Annotated in this window: 18 protein-coding genes; 6 read left to right on the top strand and 12 right to left on the bottom strand. The window is 65.5% G+C overall.

Annotated elements, in window-relative coordinates; translation table 11 throughout:
* Nucleotides 1-3 precede the first annotated feature (3 nt).
* Together H7828_RS15840 and lysA are read right to left on the bottom strand one after the other, a co-directional pair.
* Complete coding sequence (locus tag H7828_RS15840) at nt 4-2,589, bottom strand: TIGR02302 family protein (RefSeq protein ID WP_226782032.1); 2,586 nt, start codon at nt 2,587-2,589, stop codon at nt 4-6.
* A 40-nt stretch (nt 2,590-2,629) separates the two neighbouring features.
* Entirely contained in the window at nt 2,630-3,895 is a 1,266-nt protein-coding gene (lysA, locus tag H7828_RS15835) for a diaminopimelate decarboxylase (RefSeq protein WP_226782031.1), read from the bottom strand.
* Nucleotides 3,896-4,004: 109 nt separating this feature from the next.
* Between lysA and H7828_RS15830 the strand changes: the two genes are divergently transcribed.
* Complete coding sequence (locus H7828_RS15830) at nt 4,005-5,159, top strand: sialidase family protein (protein ID WP_226782030.1); 1,155 nt, start codon at nt 4,005-4,007, stop codon at nt 5,157-5,159.
* On the opposite strand, the gene H7828_RS15825 is transcribed toward H7828_RS15830, so the two are convergent.
* The 3 genes from H7828_RS15825 to argH all read right to left on the bottom strand — a co-directional run bounded on the left by H7828_RS15825 (nt 5,156) and on the right by argH (nt 7,089).
* Complete coding sequence (locus tag H7828_RS15825) at nt 5,156-5,467, bottom strand: DUF2834 domain-containing protein (RefSeq protein ID WP_226782029.1); 312 nt, start codon at nt 5,465-5,467, stop codon at nt 5,156-5,158. The genes H7828_RS15830 and H7828_RS15825 overlap by 4 nt on opposite strands.
* Nucleotides 5,468-5,530: 63 nt before the next feature.
* Complete coding sequence (locus H7828_RS15820; protein WP_226782216.1) at nt 5,531-5,689, bottom strand: hypothetical protein; 159 nt, start codon at nt 5,687-5,689, stop codon at nt 5,531-5,533.
* Nucleotides 5,686-7,089, bottom strand: coding sequence for an argininosuccinate lyase (gene argH / locus H7828_RS15815; protein WP_226782028.1), 1,404 nt, complete (start codon nt 7,087-7,089; stop codon nt 5,686-5,688). Before argH ends, H7828_RS15820 begins: the two co-directional genes overlap by 4 nt.
* 15 nt (nt 7,090-7,104) lie before the next feature.
* Between argH and H7828_RS15810 the strand changes: the two genes are divergently transcribed.
* On the top strand, nt 7,105-7,653 hold the full coding sequence (locus H7828_RS15810; RefSeq protein ID WP_226782027.1) for a TlpA disulfide reductase family protein: 549 nt from the start codon (nt 7,105-7,107) through the stop codon (nt 7,651-7,653).
* Here H7828_RS15810 and H7828_RS15805 read toward each other — a convergent pair.
* Nucleotides 7,650-8,225 (bottom strand): DNA-3-methyladenine glycosylase I, encoded by a 576-nt coding sequence (locus H7828_RS15805; RefSeq protein WP_226782026.1) that lies wholly within the window; start codon nt 8,223-8,225, stop codon nt 7,650-7,652. The two genes, H7828_RS15810 and H7828_RS15805, sit on opposite strands and share 4 nt — an antisense overlap.
* A gap of 120 nt (nt 8,226-8,345) precedes the next feature.
* Between H7828_RS15805 and H7828_RS15800 the strand changes: the two genes are divergently transcribed.
* The 3 genes from H7828_RS15800 (at nt 8,346) to yddG (ending at nt 11,471) form a co-directional block, all read left to right on the top strand.
* Nucleotides 8,346-9,185 (top strand): EAL domain-containing protein, encoded by an 840-nt coding sequence (locus tag H7828_RS15800; RefSeq protein WP_226782025.1) that lies wholly within the window; start codon nt 8,346-8,348, stop codon nt 9,183-9,185.
* Nucleotides 9,186-9,302: 117 nt separating this feature from the next.
* Nucleotides 9,303-10,475 (top strand): acetyl-CoA C-acetyltransferase, encoded by a 1,173-nt coding sequence (locus tag H7828_RS15795; protein WP_226782024.1) that lies wholly within the window; start codon nt 9,303-9,305, stop codon nt 10,473-10,475.
* 132 nt (nt 10,476-10,607) lie between these two features.
* Nucleotides 10,608-11,471 (top strand): aromatic amino acid exporter YddG, encoded by an 864-nt coding sequence (gene yddG / locus H7828_RS15790; RefSeq protein WP_226782023.1) that lies wholly within the window; start codon nt 10,608-10,610, stop codon nt 11,469-11,471.
* Here the strand turns inward: yddG and H7828_RS15785 are convergent.
* The 3 genes from H7828_RS15785 to H7828_RS15775 all read right to left on the bottom strand — a co-directional run bounded on the left by H7828_RS15785 (nt 11,468) and on the right by H7828_RS15775 (nt 12,709).
* Nucleotides 11,468-11,635 carry a YdcH family protein gene (locus H7828_RS15785; protein WP_226782022.1) on the bottom strand — a complete coding sequence of 56 codons (168 nt, stop codon included), beginning with the start codon at nt 11,633-11,635 and terminating at the stop codon, nt 11,468-11,470. The two genes, yddG and H7828_RS15785, sit on opposite strands and share 4 nt — an antisense overlap.
* Nucleotides 11,636-11,739: 104 nt before the next feature.
* Nucleotides 11,740-12,516 carry a tRNA1(Val) (adenine(37)-N6)-methyltransferase gene (locus H7828_RS15780; protein ID WP_226782021.1) on the bottom strand — a complete coding sequence of 259 codons (777 nt, stop codon included), beginning with the start codon at nt 12,514-12,516 and terminating at the stop codon, nt 11,740-11,742.
* Nucleotides 12,494-12,709 (bottom strand): putative signal transducing protein, encoded by a 216-nt coding sequence (locus H7828_RS15775; protein WP_226782020.1) that lies wholly within the window; start codon nt 12,707-12,709, stop codon nt 12,494-12,496. The genes H7828_RS15780 and H7828_RS15775 overlap by 23 nt, the downstream gene beginning before the upstream one ends.
* A gap of 71 nt (nt 12,710-12,780) precedes the next feature.
* On the opposite strand from H7828_RS15775, the gene H7828_RS15770 reads away from it, so the two are divergent.
* On the top strand, nt 12,781-13,779 hold the full coding sequence (locus H7828_RS15770) for a polyprenyl synthetase family protein (protein WP_226782019.1): 999 nt from the start codon (nt 12,781-12,783) through the stop codon (nt 13,777-13,779).
* A gap of 6 nt (nt 13,780-13,785) precedes the next feature.
* Here H7828_RS15770 and H7828_RS15765 read toward each other — a convergent pair whose 3' ends face one another.
* The 3 genes from H7828_RS15765 to H7828_RS15755 form a co-directional block, all read right to left on the bottom strand.
* On the bottom strand, nt 13,786-14,625 hold the full coding sequence (locus H7828_RS15765; protein ID WP_226782018.1) for a 4-(cytidine 5'-diphospho)-2-C-methyl-D-erythritol kinase: 840 nt from the start codon (nt 14,623-14,625) through the stop codon (nt 13,786-13,788).
* Complete coding sequence (locus H7828_RS15760) at nt 14,615-16,330, bottom strand: tetratricopeptide repeat protein (RefSeq protein WP_226782017.1); 1,716 nt, start codon at nt 16,328-16,330, stop codon at nt 14,615-14,617. Before H7828_RS15760 ends, H7828_RS15765 begins: the two co-directional genes overlap by 11 nt.
* A gap of 102 nt (nt 16,331-16,432) precedes the next feature.
* Nucleotides 16,433-18,082, bottom strand: a complete 1,650-nt coding sequence (locus H7828_RS15755; protein ID WP_226782016.1) for an electron transfer flavoprotein-ubiquinone oxidoreductase — start codon at nt 18,080-18,082, stop codon at nt 16,433-16,435.
* Nucleotides 18,083-18,094 lie beyond the last annotated feature (12 nt).

Raw genomic sequence — 18,094 nt, 5'->3', positions numbered from 1 at the left:
CGTTCAGAACCGGTCAAGCAGACGTTTCAGATAGTCCAGTTCCTGTTCCGGGCGATCCTGTTCGCCCGAGCGGCGGCGAATTTCGTCAAGCAGTTCCTCGGCCCGGCGGTACACGTCTTCGCCCTGAAGCAGCTTCTCGTCGGTTCCCAACTGCCCCTGCGATCCGGCCTCGCGGCCCAGCGGATCGCGCTGGCGGCCCTGCGGGTCGCCGCTGGTGCTGGCTTGGCCCTGGCCGTTCTGCTGACGCTGTTCCTGCGCCATCGCCTCGCCCAGGTTGCGGATGCCTTCGCGCAGGGCGTCCATGGCGTCTGACTGTTGATCCAGCGCCCCGGCATAATCGTCTTGGCGCAGGGCCTCTTCGGCGCCCTCCATCGCCTCTTCGGCGCGCTTCAGCGCCTCGCGGGCCGCGTCACCTTCGGGGGTGCCCGCCCCGGGCAGGTTGCCCTGCTGGCGGTTCAACTCGTCGCGCAGGGCATGCTGGCGGTCGGCAAGGCTCTGCTCGCCGCCCTGGCCCTGGCCGCCTTCGGGGTTGTCGCCTTGGCCCTGGCCATCCTGCCCCTCGTGGCCTTCACCGCGGCCACGGTTGCCGCCCTTGCCCTCGTTGCCATCGCTTTCGCCGGCCCGGGCGCCGGGGTTGTACTGTTCTTGAAGATCGCGGAACGCCTGGTCTGACAGGCCTTGCTGTTCGCGCAGGGTTTCGCCCAGGTCTTCCATGGCCTGCTGGCCTTCGCCCTGCTGCCCCTCGCCCTGCTGGCCCTGGGTGACCTGCATGTTCTCCATCATCTGCTGAAGCTGGTCCAGAAGCTGCTGCGCCTCGGCCATGCGGCCCTGTTCCATCAGGTCCTGGATCCGGTCCAGCATCTCCTGAAGCTGGTCGCCGGTGATCTCCTGCATCTCGCCCTGGGCCTGCTGCTGGTCACGCTCGTCCGCGTTTTCGGCAAGCTGGCGCATATAGTCCTGCATGGCCTCTTGCAGTTCCTTCATCAGACCGGCGATTTCATCGTCGCTGGCGCCGTTCTTCATCGCCTCGCTCAGCCGGTCCTGGGCGCGGCGCAGCCGTTCCAGCGCATCGGCCATGTCGCCGTATTCCAGTTCCTCGGCAATGCTCCACAGCGCCTCGGCCACCTCGTCCTGGATGGCGGGGGCTAGGGGGGCTGCCATGAACCCCGCCTCAAGCCGGCGGATCGCATAGCGCAATTTCAGGTACAGCGTTTCCGAGCGGAAGATATCCTGAGGCGACCAGGACACCGCGCGCAGCACTTGCGCCACCCGTTTCGCGTTGTCGCGCGACCACAGAAGATCGCGCCGCTGTTCGATGATCGCCTTGGCCAGCGGATCGAAAAACCGCAGCCCGCCCAGGTTTTCGCGAATCCGCGCACTGGTTCCGGTCTGGCCCCGGGCATCCCTGACCGTGAAGGTGATCTGCACCGGCATGTTGGCCCAGGGGTGCTTGCTGAAGTTGTCGATCAGCACCTCTTCGAAATCCGCCCGGTCGCCGTTGAAGGGCAGCGGCAGGTCCAGCGTGATCGCCTCGCGCGGGTCGGGTTCGGGGGCCAGGCCATAGCGGCGGTCAAGCGCCTCGATGTCGAGCGTGATTTTCGCGGTGCCCGACACCACGCCATAATCGTCGCGGGCCAGGAAGGGCTGGCGCAATTCGCCATCGGCCTTGCGCTCGGCCTGGGCGGAGATGGCGACGGTGGGGGCCATGTCGGGCTCCATCACCACCTGCCAGTCGCGCCCGCCGGGGCCGTCGATTTCCAGACGCCCGCTGCGGGTGATCTCGAAACTCTGCGACAGACGGGCGGCGGGGTCTTCCCCGCCCTCGGCGGGGGTAGCCGGTTCACGGCCCGATACGTCTTCGACGACCGAAAGCGCGCCCACCTCGCCGTAAAGGCGCAGGGTCAGGCGGCTGCCCTCGGGGACACGCAGCGTTTCGCCGGTGATGTCGGCCAGGTAAAGGCTGGGCTTGCCGGTATAGGCGGGCGGTTCGACCCAGCCTTCCCAGGACGGCCCGGCAGCCAGCGCGGCTCCCCCGCCCCCCGGTGCCATGTCGCCCACTGACGCCACGCGCCAGAACGATCCGAACAGCAGCGCCACGGCAAAAAGCAGCACCGCGGCATAGCGCAACGCGAAGGGATCGCGCGCCGCGATCCGCAGGTTTGGCTGCACGGCGCGGGCGGCCTTGACCCGTTCGGCCATGCGGGCGACGTGGGCCTGCCAGACCGCCTGCGAGCCGGGATCGCCGCCGCCGATGGCCTGCTGATCGTTCAGCGCGCCGATCGGACGGCCCGGCAGGGTGGAATCAAGCCGCGCCAGCGCTTCGGCCCGGGTGGGCATGCGAAAGGCCCGCAGCCCGCGCCACAGGAACCACAGCAGCGCCAGCGCCGAAATCACCGCGCCGGCCCAGACCGCCTCAAGCGGTACAATGTCCTGCAACCCCAGCATCAGCGCGCCGAGAACGGCCAGAAGCACGCTCCAGACGGGCCAGAAACAGCGCGTAGCGCGCTCGGCCGTCATGCCGAAACGGGTCAGGGCCAGCGGGCGGCGCAGGCTGTCAAAGGCAGGGTGGGTCAGTGTCGTGTCCGGCATCGGCCCTCGCGGATGGTGCGCCCGACGCGGGCGAACCACGTCAGAGCCATTCGGGTATGGTATCGCGGTTCAGCATTTCGTCAAAGGTGGGCCGTGCGCGAATGACGGCGAATTGATCCCCGCTGACCAGAACCTCGGGGATCAGGGGGCGCGAGTTGTATTCCGACGCCATGACCGCACCATAGGCACCGGCGCTGCGGAACGCGATCAGATCGCCTGCCGCAAGGGCGGAAAGGGCGCGGCGTTTGGCAAAGGTGTCGCCGGATTCGCAGACCGGTCCGACGATGTCGTAGAGGTGCGTCTCGGCCCCCGGTGCCGCCTCGTCCAGCGGGACGATATCGTGGTGGGCACCATACATGGCAGGGCGGACCAGATCGTTCATGGCCGCATCGACGATCAGGAATTCGCGTTCCTCGCCTTCCTTGAGATAGATCACCTCGGTCACCAGCACCCCGGCATTGCCCGCGATCAGGCGGCCCGGTTCGATCTCGATCTCGCAGCCCAGATCGCCCAGCACGCGCTGCACCATGGCGCCATAATCCGAGGGCAGCGGCGGGTCGGCGTTGCTCCGCTCATAAGGGATGCCCAGCCCGCCCCCAAGGTCGAGCCGCGAGATTTCGTGCCCGTCGGCGCGCAGTTGCGCGGTCAGGTCGGCCACCTTGGCATAGGCCGCCTCGAAGGGGGCAAGATCGGTCAGCTGGCTGCCGATATGCACGTCGATGCCGATCACCTTCAGCCCCGGCAGGCGCGCGGCATGGGCGTAGACCTCGCGGGCGCGGGAAATCGGGATGCCGAACTTGTCTTCCTTGCGGCCCGTGGCGATCTTTTCGTGGGTCTTTGCATCGACATCGGGGTTCACGCGCACGGTGATCGGGGCCACCGTGCCAAGCGCCAGCGCGACGTCGTTCAGCGCCTCCATCTCGGGTTCGGATTCGACGTTGAACTGGCGGATGCCGCCTTCCAGCGCCAGGCGCATTTCATCGCGCGTCTTGCCGACGCCGGAAAACACGATCCGCTCGCCCGGCACGCCCGCCGCCCGGGCGCGGCGGTATTCCCCGCCCGACACCACATCCATGCCCGCGCCCAGATCGGCCAGAAGTTTCAGCACCGCGAGGTTGGAATTGGCCTTCATCGCGTAGCAGACCAGATGATCGACCCCGGCCAGCGCCTCGTCGAACAGGCGGAAATGCCGGGTCAGCGTGGCCGCGGAATAACAGTAGAACGGCGTTCCGACGCTTGCCGCGATTTCGGCCAGGGGCACGTCCTCGGCGTGAAGTTGCCCTGATTTGTAAAGAAAGTGATCCATCCGATGCCCCCGTTGCTGAGCGCGACATAGCACACCCTGCGGGGGGTGCAATTCTCGGGGATTGCGGCGCGCGATTTCGTGGTAACATCGGGCAAAACCAGGAGGGATCATGGCACAATCGGTTCAGGTTCTCATCGGAACGACAAAAGGCGCCTTCGTGTTGCAGGGCAACGAAGCGCGCGATCACTGGACGGTCAGCGGGCCGCATTGCGACGGCTGGCCCATCAACCATGTGATCGGCGACCCTGAAACCGGCACCCTCTGGGCCGCGGGCGGGGGCGACTGGCATGGCGCCGGCGTCTGGCGGTCAACGGACGGCGAAACCTGGGAGCTGTCCAAGCTGGCCAACGGCCAGGCCGACGCCTGGCTGGCCGAAAGCCCCGAGATGGCCGAACAGATGGGGATGCAGCCCGCGCCCCCTGCCCCCTTCACCGAAAAGATCAACACGCTGTGGTCGCTGGGGCGTGCGGGGGGCACCCTATACGCCGGGGCGAAACCCGCCGCGCTTTATTCCAGCGCGGATGGCGGCAACAGTTGGGACATTGTGCAGGGGCTGAGCGATCATCCCTCGGGCGACAAGTGGGAGCCGGGGGCGGCGGGCCTCGTGCTGCATTCGATCGTGGCCGATCCGGGGGATGCCCGCAAACTCTGGATCGCGATTTCCGCCGCCGGGGTCTTTGCCACCGAAGACGGCGGCCAGACCTGGGACAGGCGCAACCGGCTGTCCAATGCCGTGGCGCCCGGCACCCATTCCCACCCCGCCGCGCCCTGCGGCAGCGATACGGGGCTTTGCGTGCACAACATCGTGCGGGCAAACGAACCCGGCGATCTGATCTATCAGCAGAACCACCATGGCACCTACCGCAGCCGCGATGGCGGGCGCAGCTGGGATGACATCACCGAGGGCCTGCCCAGCACCTTCGGCTTTCCGGTCACCGTCCACCCCCACGACCCCGACACCCTTTGGGTGCTGCCCCTGAACAGCGATATCGCCGGGCGCTATCCCCCCGATGCCGCCGCCGCCGTCTGGCGGTCGCGCGACGGGGGCGAGACATGGCAGGCCATGCGCGAGGGGTTGCCACAGACGGGCTGCTTCTTCACCGTCCTGCGGCAGGGCATGGCCAATGACACGGCTGAACGGCCCGGCATCTATTTCGGCACCAACTCGGGCTCGGTCTTCGCCAGCATCGACGAGGGCGAGACCTGGGCCGAAATCGCCCGCCACCTGCCCACGATCCTGTCGGTGGAAACGATCACCCGCTAGGGGCGCGAACGCAGGAACAGGTACAGCGGCAATCCGCAACTGACGCCGATGCAGAAGGTGGCCGGGATGGCCAGAAGGCCCCACCAGGCCCGCCGCCGAACCGTTTCGGCCAGCACCCAGAGGGCAAGCGCCAGGGCAGCGATGGTCAGATCCCAGGTCAGGCCAGTTGTCGAGGCATTGACATACCAGGCGTCGATCAGCCCCGACAGGCCGCCACCCGTCTGCCGCATATGGGTAAGAAACCAGTACATCGGATGCACCGCCCCCCAGAGGGCAAGCGCAAGATAGGCAAGGCGAAGGGGCGTCATCGGCAAGGCTCCGTCAGGGATGCGCGACAGATAGTCCGCCACGCGCCCCCGGCAATTGGCCGATCAAAGCGTGCCGACAACCCCGATCCGGGCATCGCCGCTGACGCTGACACCGGGTTGCGGCGCGTCCCTGGGCCGCTCGGGGGCGCCATCGGCCCCGCAGGCGGCCAGAAGGGCGGTCATCACAAGCGCTCCTGCAAGGCGCATGGTGTTTACCTTCACGATCCCGCCTCCTTCAGACGCTTTTGCCACAGGGCGATCTGTTCGCGCACCCGCACCGGGGCGGTGCCGCCGTAACTGGTGCGCGACGCGACCGAGTTGTGCACGCCCAGCACCGAAAAGACATCCTCTGTGATGGCGTCGTTGACGGATTTCATGTCCTCCAGCGTCAGATCCGGCAGATCGCAACCCTTCTTTTCGGCCAGGGCCACCAGGGCGCCGGTGGCATGGTGGGCATCGCGGAACGGCAGGCCCGCCTCGCGCACCAGCCAATCGGCCAGGTCGGTCGCGGTGGAAAACCCCGAACCGGCGGCAGCCTCAAGCGAAGCGGTGTTGGCGGTCATGTCCTTGACCATGCCTTCCATCGCCGCAAGGGCCAGCATCAGGGAATCGGCGGCGTCGAAGGTCTGTTCCTTGTCTTCCTGCATGTCCTTGGAATAGGCCAGCGGCAGCCCCTTCATCACGGTCAGCAAGGCCACCTGCGCGCCCAGGATGCGCCCGATCTTGGCGCGGATCAGTTCGGCCGCATCCGGGTTCTTCTTCTGCGGCATGATTGACGAGCCGGTCGAAAACCGATCCGACAGGGCGACAAAGCGGAACTGCGCCGAAGACCAGATCACCAGTTCCTCGGCAAAGCGGCTCAGGTGCATGGCGCAGATTGTGGCGGCGCCCAGGAACTCCAGCGCGAAATCGCGGTCGGCCACCGAATCCAGCGAATTGGCGGTGGGCCGGTCAAACCCCAGCGCCTGCGCCGTCGCGTGCCGGTCGATGGGAAAGCCGGTGCCCGCCAGCGCGGCCGACCCGAGGGGCGATTCGTTCATCCGCGCCCGCGCATCGCGGAACCGCCCCACGTCACGGCCCAGCATTTCGACATAGGCCATCATGTGATGCCCCCAAGTCACCGGCTGGGCGGTTTGCAGGTGGGTAAAGCCGGGCATCACCCAATCGGCGCCCGCCTCGGCCTGTGACAGAAGCGCGCGCTGCAGCGCCTCGCAGCCCGCGATGGCGGCGTCCAGCTGGTCGCGCACCCAGAGCTTGAAATCGGTCGCCACCTGGTCGTTGCGCGACCGGCCCGTGTGCAGACGGCCCGCCGGCTCTCCGATCACCTGTTTCAGGCGGGCCTCGACGTTCATGTGAATGTCTTCCAGCGCGGCGGAATACTCAAAGGTGCCGGCTTCGATCTCTGACAACACCGTGAGCAGCCCTTCACGGATCGCGGCGGCATCGTTATCGGTAATGATGCCCTGCGCGGCCAACATCGCGGCATGGGCACGCGACCCGGCGATATCCTGCGGCGCCATCCGCTTGTCGTACGAGATCGAGGCGTTGATCGCCTCCATGATCGCGTCCGGCCCGGCGGCAAACCGCCCGCCCCACATCGCGTTCTGAGTTTTTTCGGTCATGGAAGGGCCCCGATAATGAAATTCCTGGTTACTGCGGTTCTGTATATGGCGCTTGCGGTAGGTGCAAATGCTGCCGATCTCGACAAGTTGAACGCCCTGCGCGACGGCGACATGAAAAAGCTGAACTTCCACGCCGAACCGCAAGAGGCATCGCAGCAGGTTTTCACCTCGCCCGATGGCACGGAACACAGACTTGCCGACTGGCAGGGCAAGATCGTGCTGCTGAACTTCTGGGCCACATGGTGCGCCCCTTGCCGCCATGAGATGCCCGCGCTCGATGCCCTGCAACGCGATCTGGGCGGCCCCGGTTTCGAGGTTGTTCCGGTCGCTACCGGGCGCAACGCCCTGCCCGGGATCAAGCGGTTCTTCGAGGAGGCAGGCGTGGAATCGCTGCCGATCCTGCTGGACGCGAAACAGGCGGTGGCGCGCGACATGGCGGTTCTGGGCCTTCCGATCACCGTCATTCTTGACCGCGAGGGGCGCGAAATCGCCCGGCTGCGCGGCGATGCCGAATGGAACAGCGACAGCGCCAAGGCGATCCTGACCGCCCTGATCGAAGGCTAGCGCCGCGCCAGCGCCGCCACCTGTTCGTGACAGGGGCAGGTGGTGAGGTGGTCGTTGACCATCCCCACCGCCTCCATGAAGGCATAGACGATGGTGGGGCCACAGAACCGGAAGCCCCGCTTTTTCAGATCGTTCGATATCTGCGCCGAAAGCGGGGTCTGCGGCGGCACCTCGGCCTGGGTGGCGAACCGGTTCTGGGTGGGCGTGCCATCGACGTAATCCCACAGGAACCGGTCGAAACCCTGCTTTTCCTCGATGTCGATCCAGGCGCGGGCATTGCCGATGGTCGCCTCGATCTTGCCGCGATGGCGGATGATTCCCGGATCGCCCAGCAGGCGCAGAACCTCGGGTTCGCCCCATGTGGCGATTCGCTCGGGGTGGAATCCTTCAAATGCCGCGCGAAAATTCTCGCGTTTTTTCAGAATCGTGATCCAGCTCAGCCCGGCCTGAAAGCCGTCAAGCACCAGCTTTTCCCACAGGGCGCGGCTGTCCCACTCGGGAACGCCCCATTCGGTGTCGTGATAGGCGGTGTAGATGGGGTCATTCCCGCACCAGTCGCAACGATTGTCCATCCCCTGCCCCTTTTTCCCGGCGTCCGAGAGCTTTTAGACCAATTAGAACAAAATGAGAATATTCATGTGTTGTTAGAACAGTTTTGCAAGGTTGGCGCTGCACGTCATGGAGTTCCCGGAATGCAGCCTGACTATCCACGAAGCATCACAGACGCCTCGCCCGGCGCGGAAAACCCGTTGTCCTTCGCGGTGTCGGAACGCGATCGCGATGTCCTGAAAACCGTCGAACGGGCGGTGGCGGCGGGCGACGTGATGCTGGCCTATCAACCCGTGGTGCCCGCCGGTCGGCAGGACAGACCGGCCTTCTACGAAGGGCTGATCCGCATTCTCGACAAGAATGGCCGCATCATCCCGGCGCAGGAATTCATCGGCGCGGTCGAAAACCGCGAACTGGGCCGCCAGATCGATTGCCTCGCCTTGCAGAAGGGGCTGGAAACCCTTGCCGCACACCCCCGGCTGCGGCTTTCGATCAACATGTCGGCCCGCTCCATCGCCTATGCCCGCTGGATGGCGGTGCTGAACAGCCATCTTGCCGCCGACCCCACCCTGGGTGAACGGCTGATCCTGGAAATCACCGAAAGTTCGGCCATCATGATTCCCGATGTGGTGCAGGCCTTCATGTCGGATCTGCAGGCACGCGGCATCAGCTTTGCCATCGACGATTTCGGCGCCGGCTATACCTCGCTACGCTATCTCAAGGATCTCTACTTCGACATCCTGAAGATCGACGGCCAGTTCATTCGCGGCATCGCCCAGAACCCCGACAACCAGGCGCTGGTCAAGGCGCTGCTGTCGATCGGCCGGCATTTCGACATGGTCACGGTGGCCGAATTCGTCGAATCCGGTGAAGACGCGACCTATCTGGCGAAAATCGGGGTCGATTGCCTTCAGGGCTATTACTTCGGCGCGCCGACAATCCGCGCCCGCTGGGAACCCTGCGAAGAGGAAAAGCGCGCCTGAGTCCCGTTGTATCTTGCCCGGTGAGTGCCTAACGTCGAAAGGTACCGGCCCGTGGCCAGGGTGGAGGCCCACCCGAAACCACGCATGGCCTGCCGTATGACCGAAAAGGGGCTTTTGATGACCAATGTTGTAATCGTATCGGCCGGGCGCACGCCCGTCGGCAGCTTTCTGGGTGCATTCGCGAATGTCCCCGCCCATGATCTTGGCGCCGCCGTGCTGGAAGGCATCGTCGCCCGCGCCGGAATTGACAAGGCCGAGGTCAGCGAGACGATCCTTGGCCAGGTGCTGACCGCGGGCCAGGGCCAGAACCCCGCACGCCAGGCCCATGTCAACGCCGGCCTGCCCATCGAATCCGCGGCCTGGGGGATCAACCAGGTCTGTGGTTCGGGCCTGCGGGCCGTGGCCCTTGGCGCGCAGCACATCCAGCTTGGCGATGCCGCCATCGTCGCCGCCGGTGGCCAGGAGAACATGTCGATGTCGCCCCATGTACAGAACCTGCGCCAGGGCCAGAAGATGGGCGACATGCAGCTGATCGATTCGATGATCCGCGACGGGCTGTGGGATGCCTTCAACGGCTATCACATGGGCCAGACCGCCGAGAACGTCGCCGAGAAATACCAGATCTCGCGCGATCAGCAGGACGAATTCGCCGTCGCCTCGCAGAACAAGGCCGAAGCCGCGCAAAAGGCGGGCAAGTTCGCCGATGAAATCATCGCCTACACGGTCAAGGGTCGCAAGGGCGACACCGTGGTCGACCAGGACGAATACATCCGCCACGGCGCCACCATCGAGGCGATGCAGAAACTGCGCCCCGCCTTTGCCCGCGAGGGCAGCGTCACCGCCGCCAACGCCAGCGGGCTGAACGACGGCGCCGCCGCCGTCCTTCTGATGACCGAGAAGGAGGCCGAAAAGCGTGGCCTCAAGATCCTGGGCCGCATCGCCAGCTATGCCACCGCCGGGCTGGACCCCGCGATCATGGGCGTGGGCCCCGTTCACGCGTCGAAAAAGGCGCTGGACAAGGCCGGTTGGACGATCAACGACCTTGATCTTGTCGAAGCGAACGAAGCTTTCGCCGCCCAGGCCTGCGCCGTGAACAAGGAAATGGGCTGGAACCCGGAAATCGTGAACGTGAACGGTGGCGCCATCGCCATCGGCCACCCCATCGGCGCCTCGGGCTGCCGGGTGCTGAACACGTTGCTGTTCGAAATGGGCCGCCGCGATGCCAAAAAAGGTATCGCCACCCTTTGCATCGGCGGCGGCATGGGTGTCGCGCTCTGCATCGAACGCTGATCGAAAGTCTCGCAGCAAAACAAGCGCCCGCACCTTGCCGTGCGGGCGCTTGCCTGCAAGCCGCATCTCACAACCGCGCCCCCGCCCGGAAAAGGCGTCACGCGCCCTTTCTGCCCGAGGCTTCCCCCGCGCATGAGCCGCAACCGCGCCACCGCCACCGGTTTTATCGCCGTCCTGCTTTGGGCGCTTCTTGCCCTGCTGACGGTCGGTTCGGCCCCCGTCCCGCCTTTACAACTGAACGCCCTGTGCTTTGCCCTGGGAGGAACGCTGGGACTGATATGGGTCGGCCTGTCCGGCGGATTTGCCCAACTGCGCGCCGTGCCGATCAAGGTCTATGCTTTCGGCACCTTCGGGCTGTTCGGCTATCACGCCCTGTATTTTTCCGCCCTGCGCATGGCCCCGGCGGCCGAGGCGGGGCTGATCGCCTATCTCTGGCCGCTGCTGATCGTCCTGTTTTCCGGCCTGCTGCCCGGTGAACGGCTGCGCGGGGGCCATGTTCTGGGCGCGATCATCGGGTTTTCCGGCGCTGCGCTGATCATCGCACGCGGCGCAACGTTCGAGGCACAGGCCCTGCCCGGCTACGGGCTTGCCCTCTTGTGCGCGCTGTTCTGGAGCGGATATTCCGTGCTGTCGCGACGGTTGGGCGATGTCCCGACGGCCAGCGTCGCGGTTTTCTGCATTGCCACCGCGGTCTTGTCGGCCCTGGCCCATCTTGCCTTTGAAACCACCGCCTGGCCGCAGGATGCCACCGGCTGGGGAGCCACGGTGCTTCTGGGTCTGGGGCCCGTCGGGCTGGCCTTCTATGTCTGGGACATCGGCGTGAAAAAAGGCGACATCCAGCTTCTTGGTGTCGCCTCATATGCTGCGCCGGTTTTGTCCACCCTAGCCCTTGTGGCGGCCGGAGTAACACCGGCCACCTGGCCCTTGGTGATCGCGGCCGCCCTTATCGCGGGCGGCGCGGCGCTGGCGGCACGCGCCAGCGCGAAAGGGCGTTAGGCGTTCCCGAGACGCTCGATCTGTTGCTTGATCTGAAGTTTCTGTTTTTTCAGTGCCTTGATGTGGAGATCGTCGGTTGCAGGGCTGCGCTGCTCGGATTCGACAATCTCCGAGAGGGCTTGGTGCTTTCTGCGAAGCTCCTGAACGTGCGAACTCATTGACATGGTCGTCCTCCTCTCTGGGTTTCTGTAGGTTGAGTGCAGCACACTTTCCTTCGCCTGTCACCTGTCTGTTACAAAAACCGGCAGTTTTCGCTGGACAATTTACCTCAGATCAGCGGTAAACCGCCGCGCAAAACGTCGCGAATCAGGGGCGTATAGCTTTCCGAATCCGATTCGTGCCTGTCGCCCTCGTGCAGAAACAAGGGGTTGCGCAGGGTCAGCGGGGTGCGCCCGCCCTTGGTGGCGGTCAGCAGGATCAATTGCGCCGGTCGGCCCTGCCGGGCCTGGATCGGGCGCAGAATCAGGCGCCCCAACCTGTCGTCGCAGGCGGCCAGAAGATCGCGCAACCGGTCGGCCCTCTGGATCACGCTCAGCATGCCGTTGGGGCGCAGGCGCCGGGTGGCCGCATCGATCCAGGCAGCCAGAGATGCGCCTTCGGCATGGGCCGTCTCGCGCCCCGCATCGCGCGAGGCGGTGCGCGACGGCGCGTGGTAATAGGGCGGGTTGGCGATCACATGGTCAAAGCTCTGCTGGCGCAGGGCGGCGGGCATCGCCATCAGGTCGCCCGTGTGAACGGCCAGGTCCATGCCATTGGCCAGGCCGTTGCGCCGGGCCAGTTCGGCATAGTCGGGTTGCACCTCCAACCCGCTCAACTCCAGCCCGGACACCCGCGCGCCCAGGCACAGGCTGGCCACCCCGACACCGCAGCCCAGCTCCAGCACCGACTGGCCCGGCTTTGCCGGCACCGAGGCCGCGAGCAGAACCGCGTCGATGCCCGCGCGATACCCGCGCGCGGGTTGCGCCACGGTCAGGCGACCGCCCAGAAAGGCATCCTGCGTGATATCGTCGAATGGCGGGGCCTCAGCCCCCGATGTCGATGTCATTGTCTTTCAGAATCGCGCGTGCCCGGAACAGATCGCGTTCATGCACCATCAGGCGGCGGGGCAGCACCCCAAGCGATCCTTCCAGAACGCTCATATGGACGTCCAACTCAAAGCAATCTATATCCTCGCCAGAGAGAAGCGCAGTTGCAAAGGCAACGATGGTCGGGTCGCTGGTGCGGATCAGTTCCTTCATATGCGTGACTTAATGGCAGACCGCCCGGTTTGTCGAGACACCCTGGATCTGATGTGATGGAACCGACCTGAATGAGCCTGGACCACGCCCAAATCAAGCCCCACGAACGCCTGGCCGATTTGCTGGCCCCCGAGTTGATCGAGGTGAACGCCCTGATCCGGGCCCGCATGGCCAGCGAAAACGCCCCCCGCATCCCCGAGGTGACCGCCCACCTGATCGAGGCGGGCGGCAAGCGCATCCGCCCGATGCTGACGCTGGCAGCGGCGCGGTTGTGTGGCTATGGCGGGCCGCATCACATCCACCTGGCCGCCACGGTCGAATTCATCCACACCGCCACCCTGCTGCACGATGACGTGGTCGATGAATCCGGTCAGCGCCGCGGGCGCCCCACGGCCAACCTGTTGTGGGACAACAAGTCGTCGGTTCTGGTGGGCGATTACCTCTTTGCCCGCTCGTTCCAGTTGATGGTCGAAACCGGGTCGCTGCGCGTGCTCGACATCCTTGCCAATGCCAGCGCCACCATCGCCGAGGGCGAGGTTCTGCAACTGACCGCGGCACAGGATCTGGCGACGCTGGAAGATACCTATCTGAAGATCGTGCGCGGCAAGACGGCGGCGCTGTTTTCGGCGGCGACCCAGGTGGGCGGCGTGATCGCGGGCGCCGAGGAAGACATCGTGCAGGCGCTTTACACCTACGGCGATGCCCTTGGCGTGTCGTTTCAGATGGTCGATGACCTGCTGGATTGGACCGGCGGCGCGGGCATCGGCAAGAACATCGGCGACGATTTCCGCGAACGCAAGCTGACCCTGCCGGTGATCCGCGCGGTTGCGGCGGCGGATAGCGGTGAATGGGCCTTCTGGGTGCGCACCATCGGCAAGGGGCGCCAGCAGGACGGCGACCTTGAGCGCGCGCTGAAGCTTCTGGAACACCACGGATCGCTGGCCAGCACCCGCCAGACGGCGCTAGACTGGGCCGAAACCGCCAAGGCGGCGCTGGCCCCCCTGCCCGATTGCGATCTGCGTGACATGCTGCGCGACCTGGCCGATTACGTTGTGGCCCGGATCACTTGATCTGCTTCACACCTTGGGTCTGCCCAGACGGGTAACCGTGATCCAGCGGGGCGAGAGGCTATCGCGCAGGGCCATTGCGGCGCTTTCCGCAACCTCGTGACGGTCATAAAGCGCAAAGCAGGTCGCACCCGACCCCGACATCCGCGCCAGAAGGCACCCCTCGGTTGCGCGCAGGGCGGTCAGGGTCTGCTCGATCTCGGGGACGATGCGGCAGGCGGGCGGCTCCAGGTCATTGCGTTGCGTCGCCAGCCACCCGACCAGATCGGCGGCATCCGTCCACGACGGAAGCTCGGCCGCCATGGGGGGGTGTTCGCGGCTGCGCAGGGCCTTGAAGACACTTACCGTCGCCACGCCAAGGCCGGGGTTGACCAGAATCGCCGACAGCGGCGGAAATACCGGCACATCCTTCAGGGTTTCGCCGATACCCGTCATGCGGCAGGGCCGCGCCCGCAGGCAAACCGGCACATCGGCCCCCAGACGTTCCAGCCGGCGGGGAATCGCCCGCCCGTCCAGCCGTTTCAACGCGCGCAGACAGGCCGCAGCGTCGCTTGAGCCGCCACCGATGCCCGACGCGATCGGCAGATGCTTGTCCAGCGTGATCGCGCAGGGCATGCCGCCCGTCATCCGGGCCGCCCGCATCACCAGGTTGGACTCGTCCTGCGGCACATAGCCCGCCCTTGGCCCCGTTACCGTGAACGACCAGTCGTCGGCGGGCGTGACCCGAACGCTGTCGCCCACATCGGCGAAAACCACCAGTGAATCCAGCAGGTGCAACCCGTCTTCGCGTTGTCCGGTGACATGAAGCGTCAGGTTGATCTTGGCCGGAGCGAATGCCTCAGCCGTCATTGGCCACCGTCAGGGGCGGCGCGCCCTCTTCCTTGAGAACCTCATCGAGCCCCACCTCAAGCTTGCGGCGCATCCGGTCGGGGTCGGCCTCGCCGTCCACCTCGTCGGGGTCGACAAAGGACAGCGCGCGCTTCCACTGGAACCGCGCCTCAAGCGTGCGGCCCACGGCCCAGTAAACATCGCCCAGGTGGTCGTTGATGACCGGATCGACGGGCGTCAGTTCCACCGCCTTTTCCATGGGCGCCACCGCCTCTTCATAGCGGCCCAGGCGGTAGAATACCCAGCCCAGGCTGTCGGCGATATAGCCGCTTTCGGGCCGGGCGGCGACGGCGCGTTCGATCATGGTCAGGGCTTCGTCAAGGTTTTCGCGCTTTTCCACATAGGAATACCCTAGGTAATTCAGAACCTGCGGCTGGTCCGGCTGAAGCTCCAGCGCGGTGCGGAAATCGGCCTCGGCCTCTTCCCAGCGGTCGGTCTTCTCATAGGTGATGCCGCGGGCGAAATAGATGGGCCACTGGCCCGGGACAGGCCCCTTGAACAGTGCGACGGCACGGTCATAGGCGCGCGAGGCTTCCTCGAAGCGGTCAAGTTCGCGCAGGGTATCGGCAAGGGTCACATGGATCAGCGGCAGTTCGGGGCGGGCCTTGGCCAGTTGCTCCAACGCCTCGATGGCGGCGTCGGTGCGGCCGGATTTGCGCAGGACCTCGGCCCGGCCCAGTTGCGCCGCGTCCGAGGCCGGATCGTCGCGCGGAATCTTGGCATAGCTTTCGATCGCCAGGTCATACCGCTCCAACCCCTCGAGAAGCCCGGCGACAAGCAGGGTCGCCTCGGTATGGGTGGGGCGCAGGTATTCGGCCATCCTGGCATAAAGCAGGGTGTAACCGGCGTTCGCCTCGCCGCTCAGGGCGTTGGCGATGGAAAAATAGACCTCTCCGATCCCGGCCACCGCATCGGGGGCGATGTCGAAGGGTACGGCCTCACCGGCCTTCAGCGCATCCACCAGGCCTTGCAGGGCCTCGTCCAGGTCTTCGCCGAAAACCTCGGCAATGACCTTGAGCGCATCGTCAAAGCGGCCCAGTTGCGACAGGATCTGCGCCCGCCCGACAAGCCCACGGCGGGTCAGCCGCAGCCCGCCATCCGACGGGTCGGCCAATACCTCTTCGGCGCGGGAAAATTCCCCCGCAGCGGCCAGCGCCAGCGCCTTGTGGTACTGCCCGAAGGCGCGCACGCCCTTGGTCTTGCTGACCTCGTCGAACTGCGTCAGCGCGCCGTCCAGATCGCCCGAACCGAAGCGCGCCCACCCCTTGAGCAACCCGTCAAACAGCGGCCCGACGCTTTGGCCGGCGTCGAGGTCGGCCAGAATATCGTCCCATTCGCCCTGCTTGGCGGAATCGCCCAGCATCACCATGGCCGCCACCTGGCTGTCGCTGCCCTTGCCGATCATCTGCCGGGCCACCGCCACGGCGCGGTCGACGGCCCCAAGGCCCACGTAGGCGCTGTTGGCAAATTCCATCAGTTCCAGGTTGGAGGGATCGCGCATCATGGCGCGGCTGAAATACTGCGCCGACGACTCGAAATCGAAGGCCGTCGCCGCATGGCGCCCGGCAAGGTAGGCACCGGCGTTCACCCCGGCCAGGGCCGGTGCCGCCCCGAGGGCCAGCGATGCGGCAAGGACAAGGGGACGCAACGATTTCTTAGCGGGCATGGGGCCACCTTCTTGACTGGCCGGGCAGGATCGGCCCGGTTCCGGTGAATCTAGTGCCTCGTCCGGCGCCTGTCCATGGACCGCGGCCCCATGACGAAAGTGTTACATGTTCGGGTAATTCGGACCGTCGCCGCCCTGGGGCACCGTCCAGACGATGTTCTGCGCCGGGTCCTTGATATCGCAGGTCTTGCAATGCACGCAGTTCTGAAAATTGATCACGAAGCGCGTCGGCTTGCCCTCTTCCTGCACGAATTCGTAGACACCCGCCGGGCAATATCTTGCCGAGGGCCCGGCGTAATCGGGCAGGTTGCGTTCCACAGGGATATCCGGATCGCGCAGGGTCAGGTGGGCGGGCTGGCTTTCCTCGTGATTGGTCATCGAGAAGCTAACGTTGGTCAGCCGGTCAAAGGACAGCTTGCCGTCGGGCTTGGGATAGTCGATCGGTTCATAAGCGAACTTCTTGCGCGTCGCCTCGGCGTCGGACTTGCCGTGCTTCAGGGTGCCCAGAAGGGACAGGCCGAACAGGTTGTTGGTCCACATGTCGAAACCGCCCACGGCAAGCGAAGCCATGAGCCCGAATTTCGACCACAGCGGTTTGACATTGCGCACCTTTTTCAGGTCCTGCCCCACCGGGCCGGATTTCAGTTCGGCGTCGTAGCCGTCAAGAACATCGCCCGACCGCCCCGCGCCGATGGCCTCAAAGGCCTGTTCCGCGGCCAGCTTGCCCGACAGCATGGCGTTGTGATTGCCCTTGATGCGCGGCACGTTCACCAGCCCGGCAGAGCAGCCCAGCAGGGCACCCCCCGGAAAGGCCGATTTCGGGATCGACTGATAGCCGCCTTCGTTGATCGCCCGCGCGCCGTAAGCCACCCGTTTGCCGCCCTTCAACAGGTCGGCCACCATCGGGTGATGCTTGAACCGCTGGAATTCCATGTAGGGGAAAAGATAGGGATTCTCGTAATTCAGGTGAACCACGAAGCCGACATAAACCTGATTGTTATCAAGGTGATAGATGAATGACCCGCCCCCGGCGTTGCCGTTGAGCGGCCAACCCATGGTGTGCGTCACGGTCCCTTCGCGGTGCTTGGCGGGGTCGATCTCCCAGATCTCCTTCATGCCAAGGCCGTATTTCTGCACGTCGGCATCGCGGGCCAGGTCGTATTTCGCGATCACCTGCTGACTCAGCGATCCGCGCACGCCCTCGCTCAGGAAGACATACTTGCCGTGCAGCTCCATCCCCGGTTCATAGCCCGGCCCTTCGCTGCCATCGGCGTTGCGGCCGAATTCGCCGGCAACAACGCCCTTCACCTCGCCCTTGTCGCCGAACACGAGCTCGGAACAGGACATGCCCGGGAAGATCTCGACGCCCAGCCCCTCGGCCACCTCGGCCATCCAGCGGCAGACATTGCCCATCGACACGATGTAATTGCCATGATTGCTCATCAGGGGGGGCATGACGAAGTTGGGCACGCGGATGCGCCCGGCCTCGCCCAGCATGTAGAAATTGTCTTCCCTGACCGGCACCGTGATCGGCGCCCCCATGTCGCGCCAGTCAGGCAACAGCGCATCCAGCCCCGAAGGATCGAGAACGGCGCCCGAGAGGATATGCGCCCCCACCTCCGAGCCTTTCTCAAGCACGACGACATTCAGGTCGCCATCAAGCTGCTTCAGCCGGATCGCCGCCGACAGGCCCGCCGGACCCGCCCCCACGATGACAACATCGTATTCCATCGACTCGCGGTCCTGCGCCATGCCTTGCCCTCT

It is taken from the genome of Oceaniglobus trochenteri (assembly GCF_020529025.1).
GTDB classification, from domain to species: Bacteria; Pseudomonadota; Alphaproteobacteria; order Rhodobacterales; family Rhodobacteraceae; genus Oceaniglobus; species Oceaniglobus trochenteri.
Note: the sequence above shows the minus strand (reverse complement) of the source record. Positions and strands in the feature narration are given on the sequence as shown.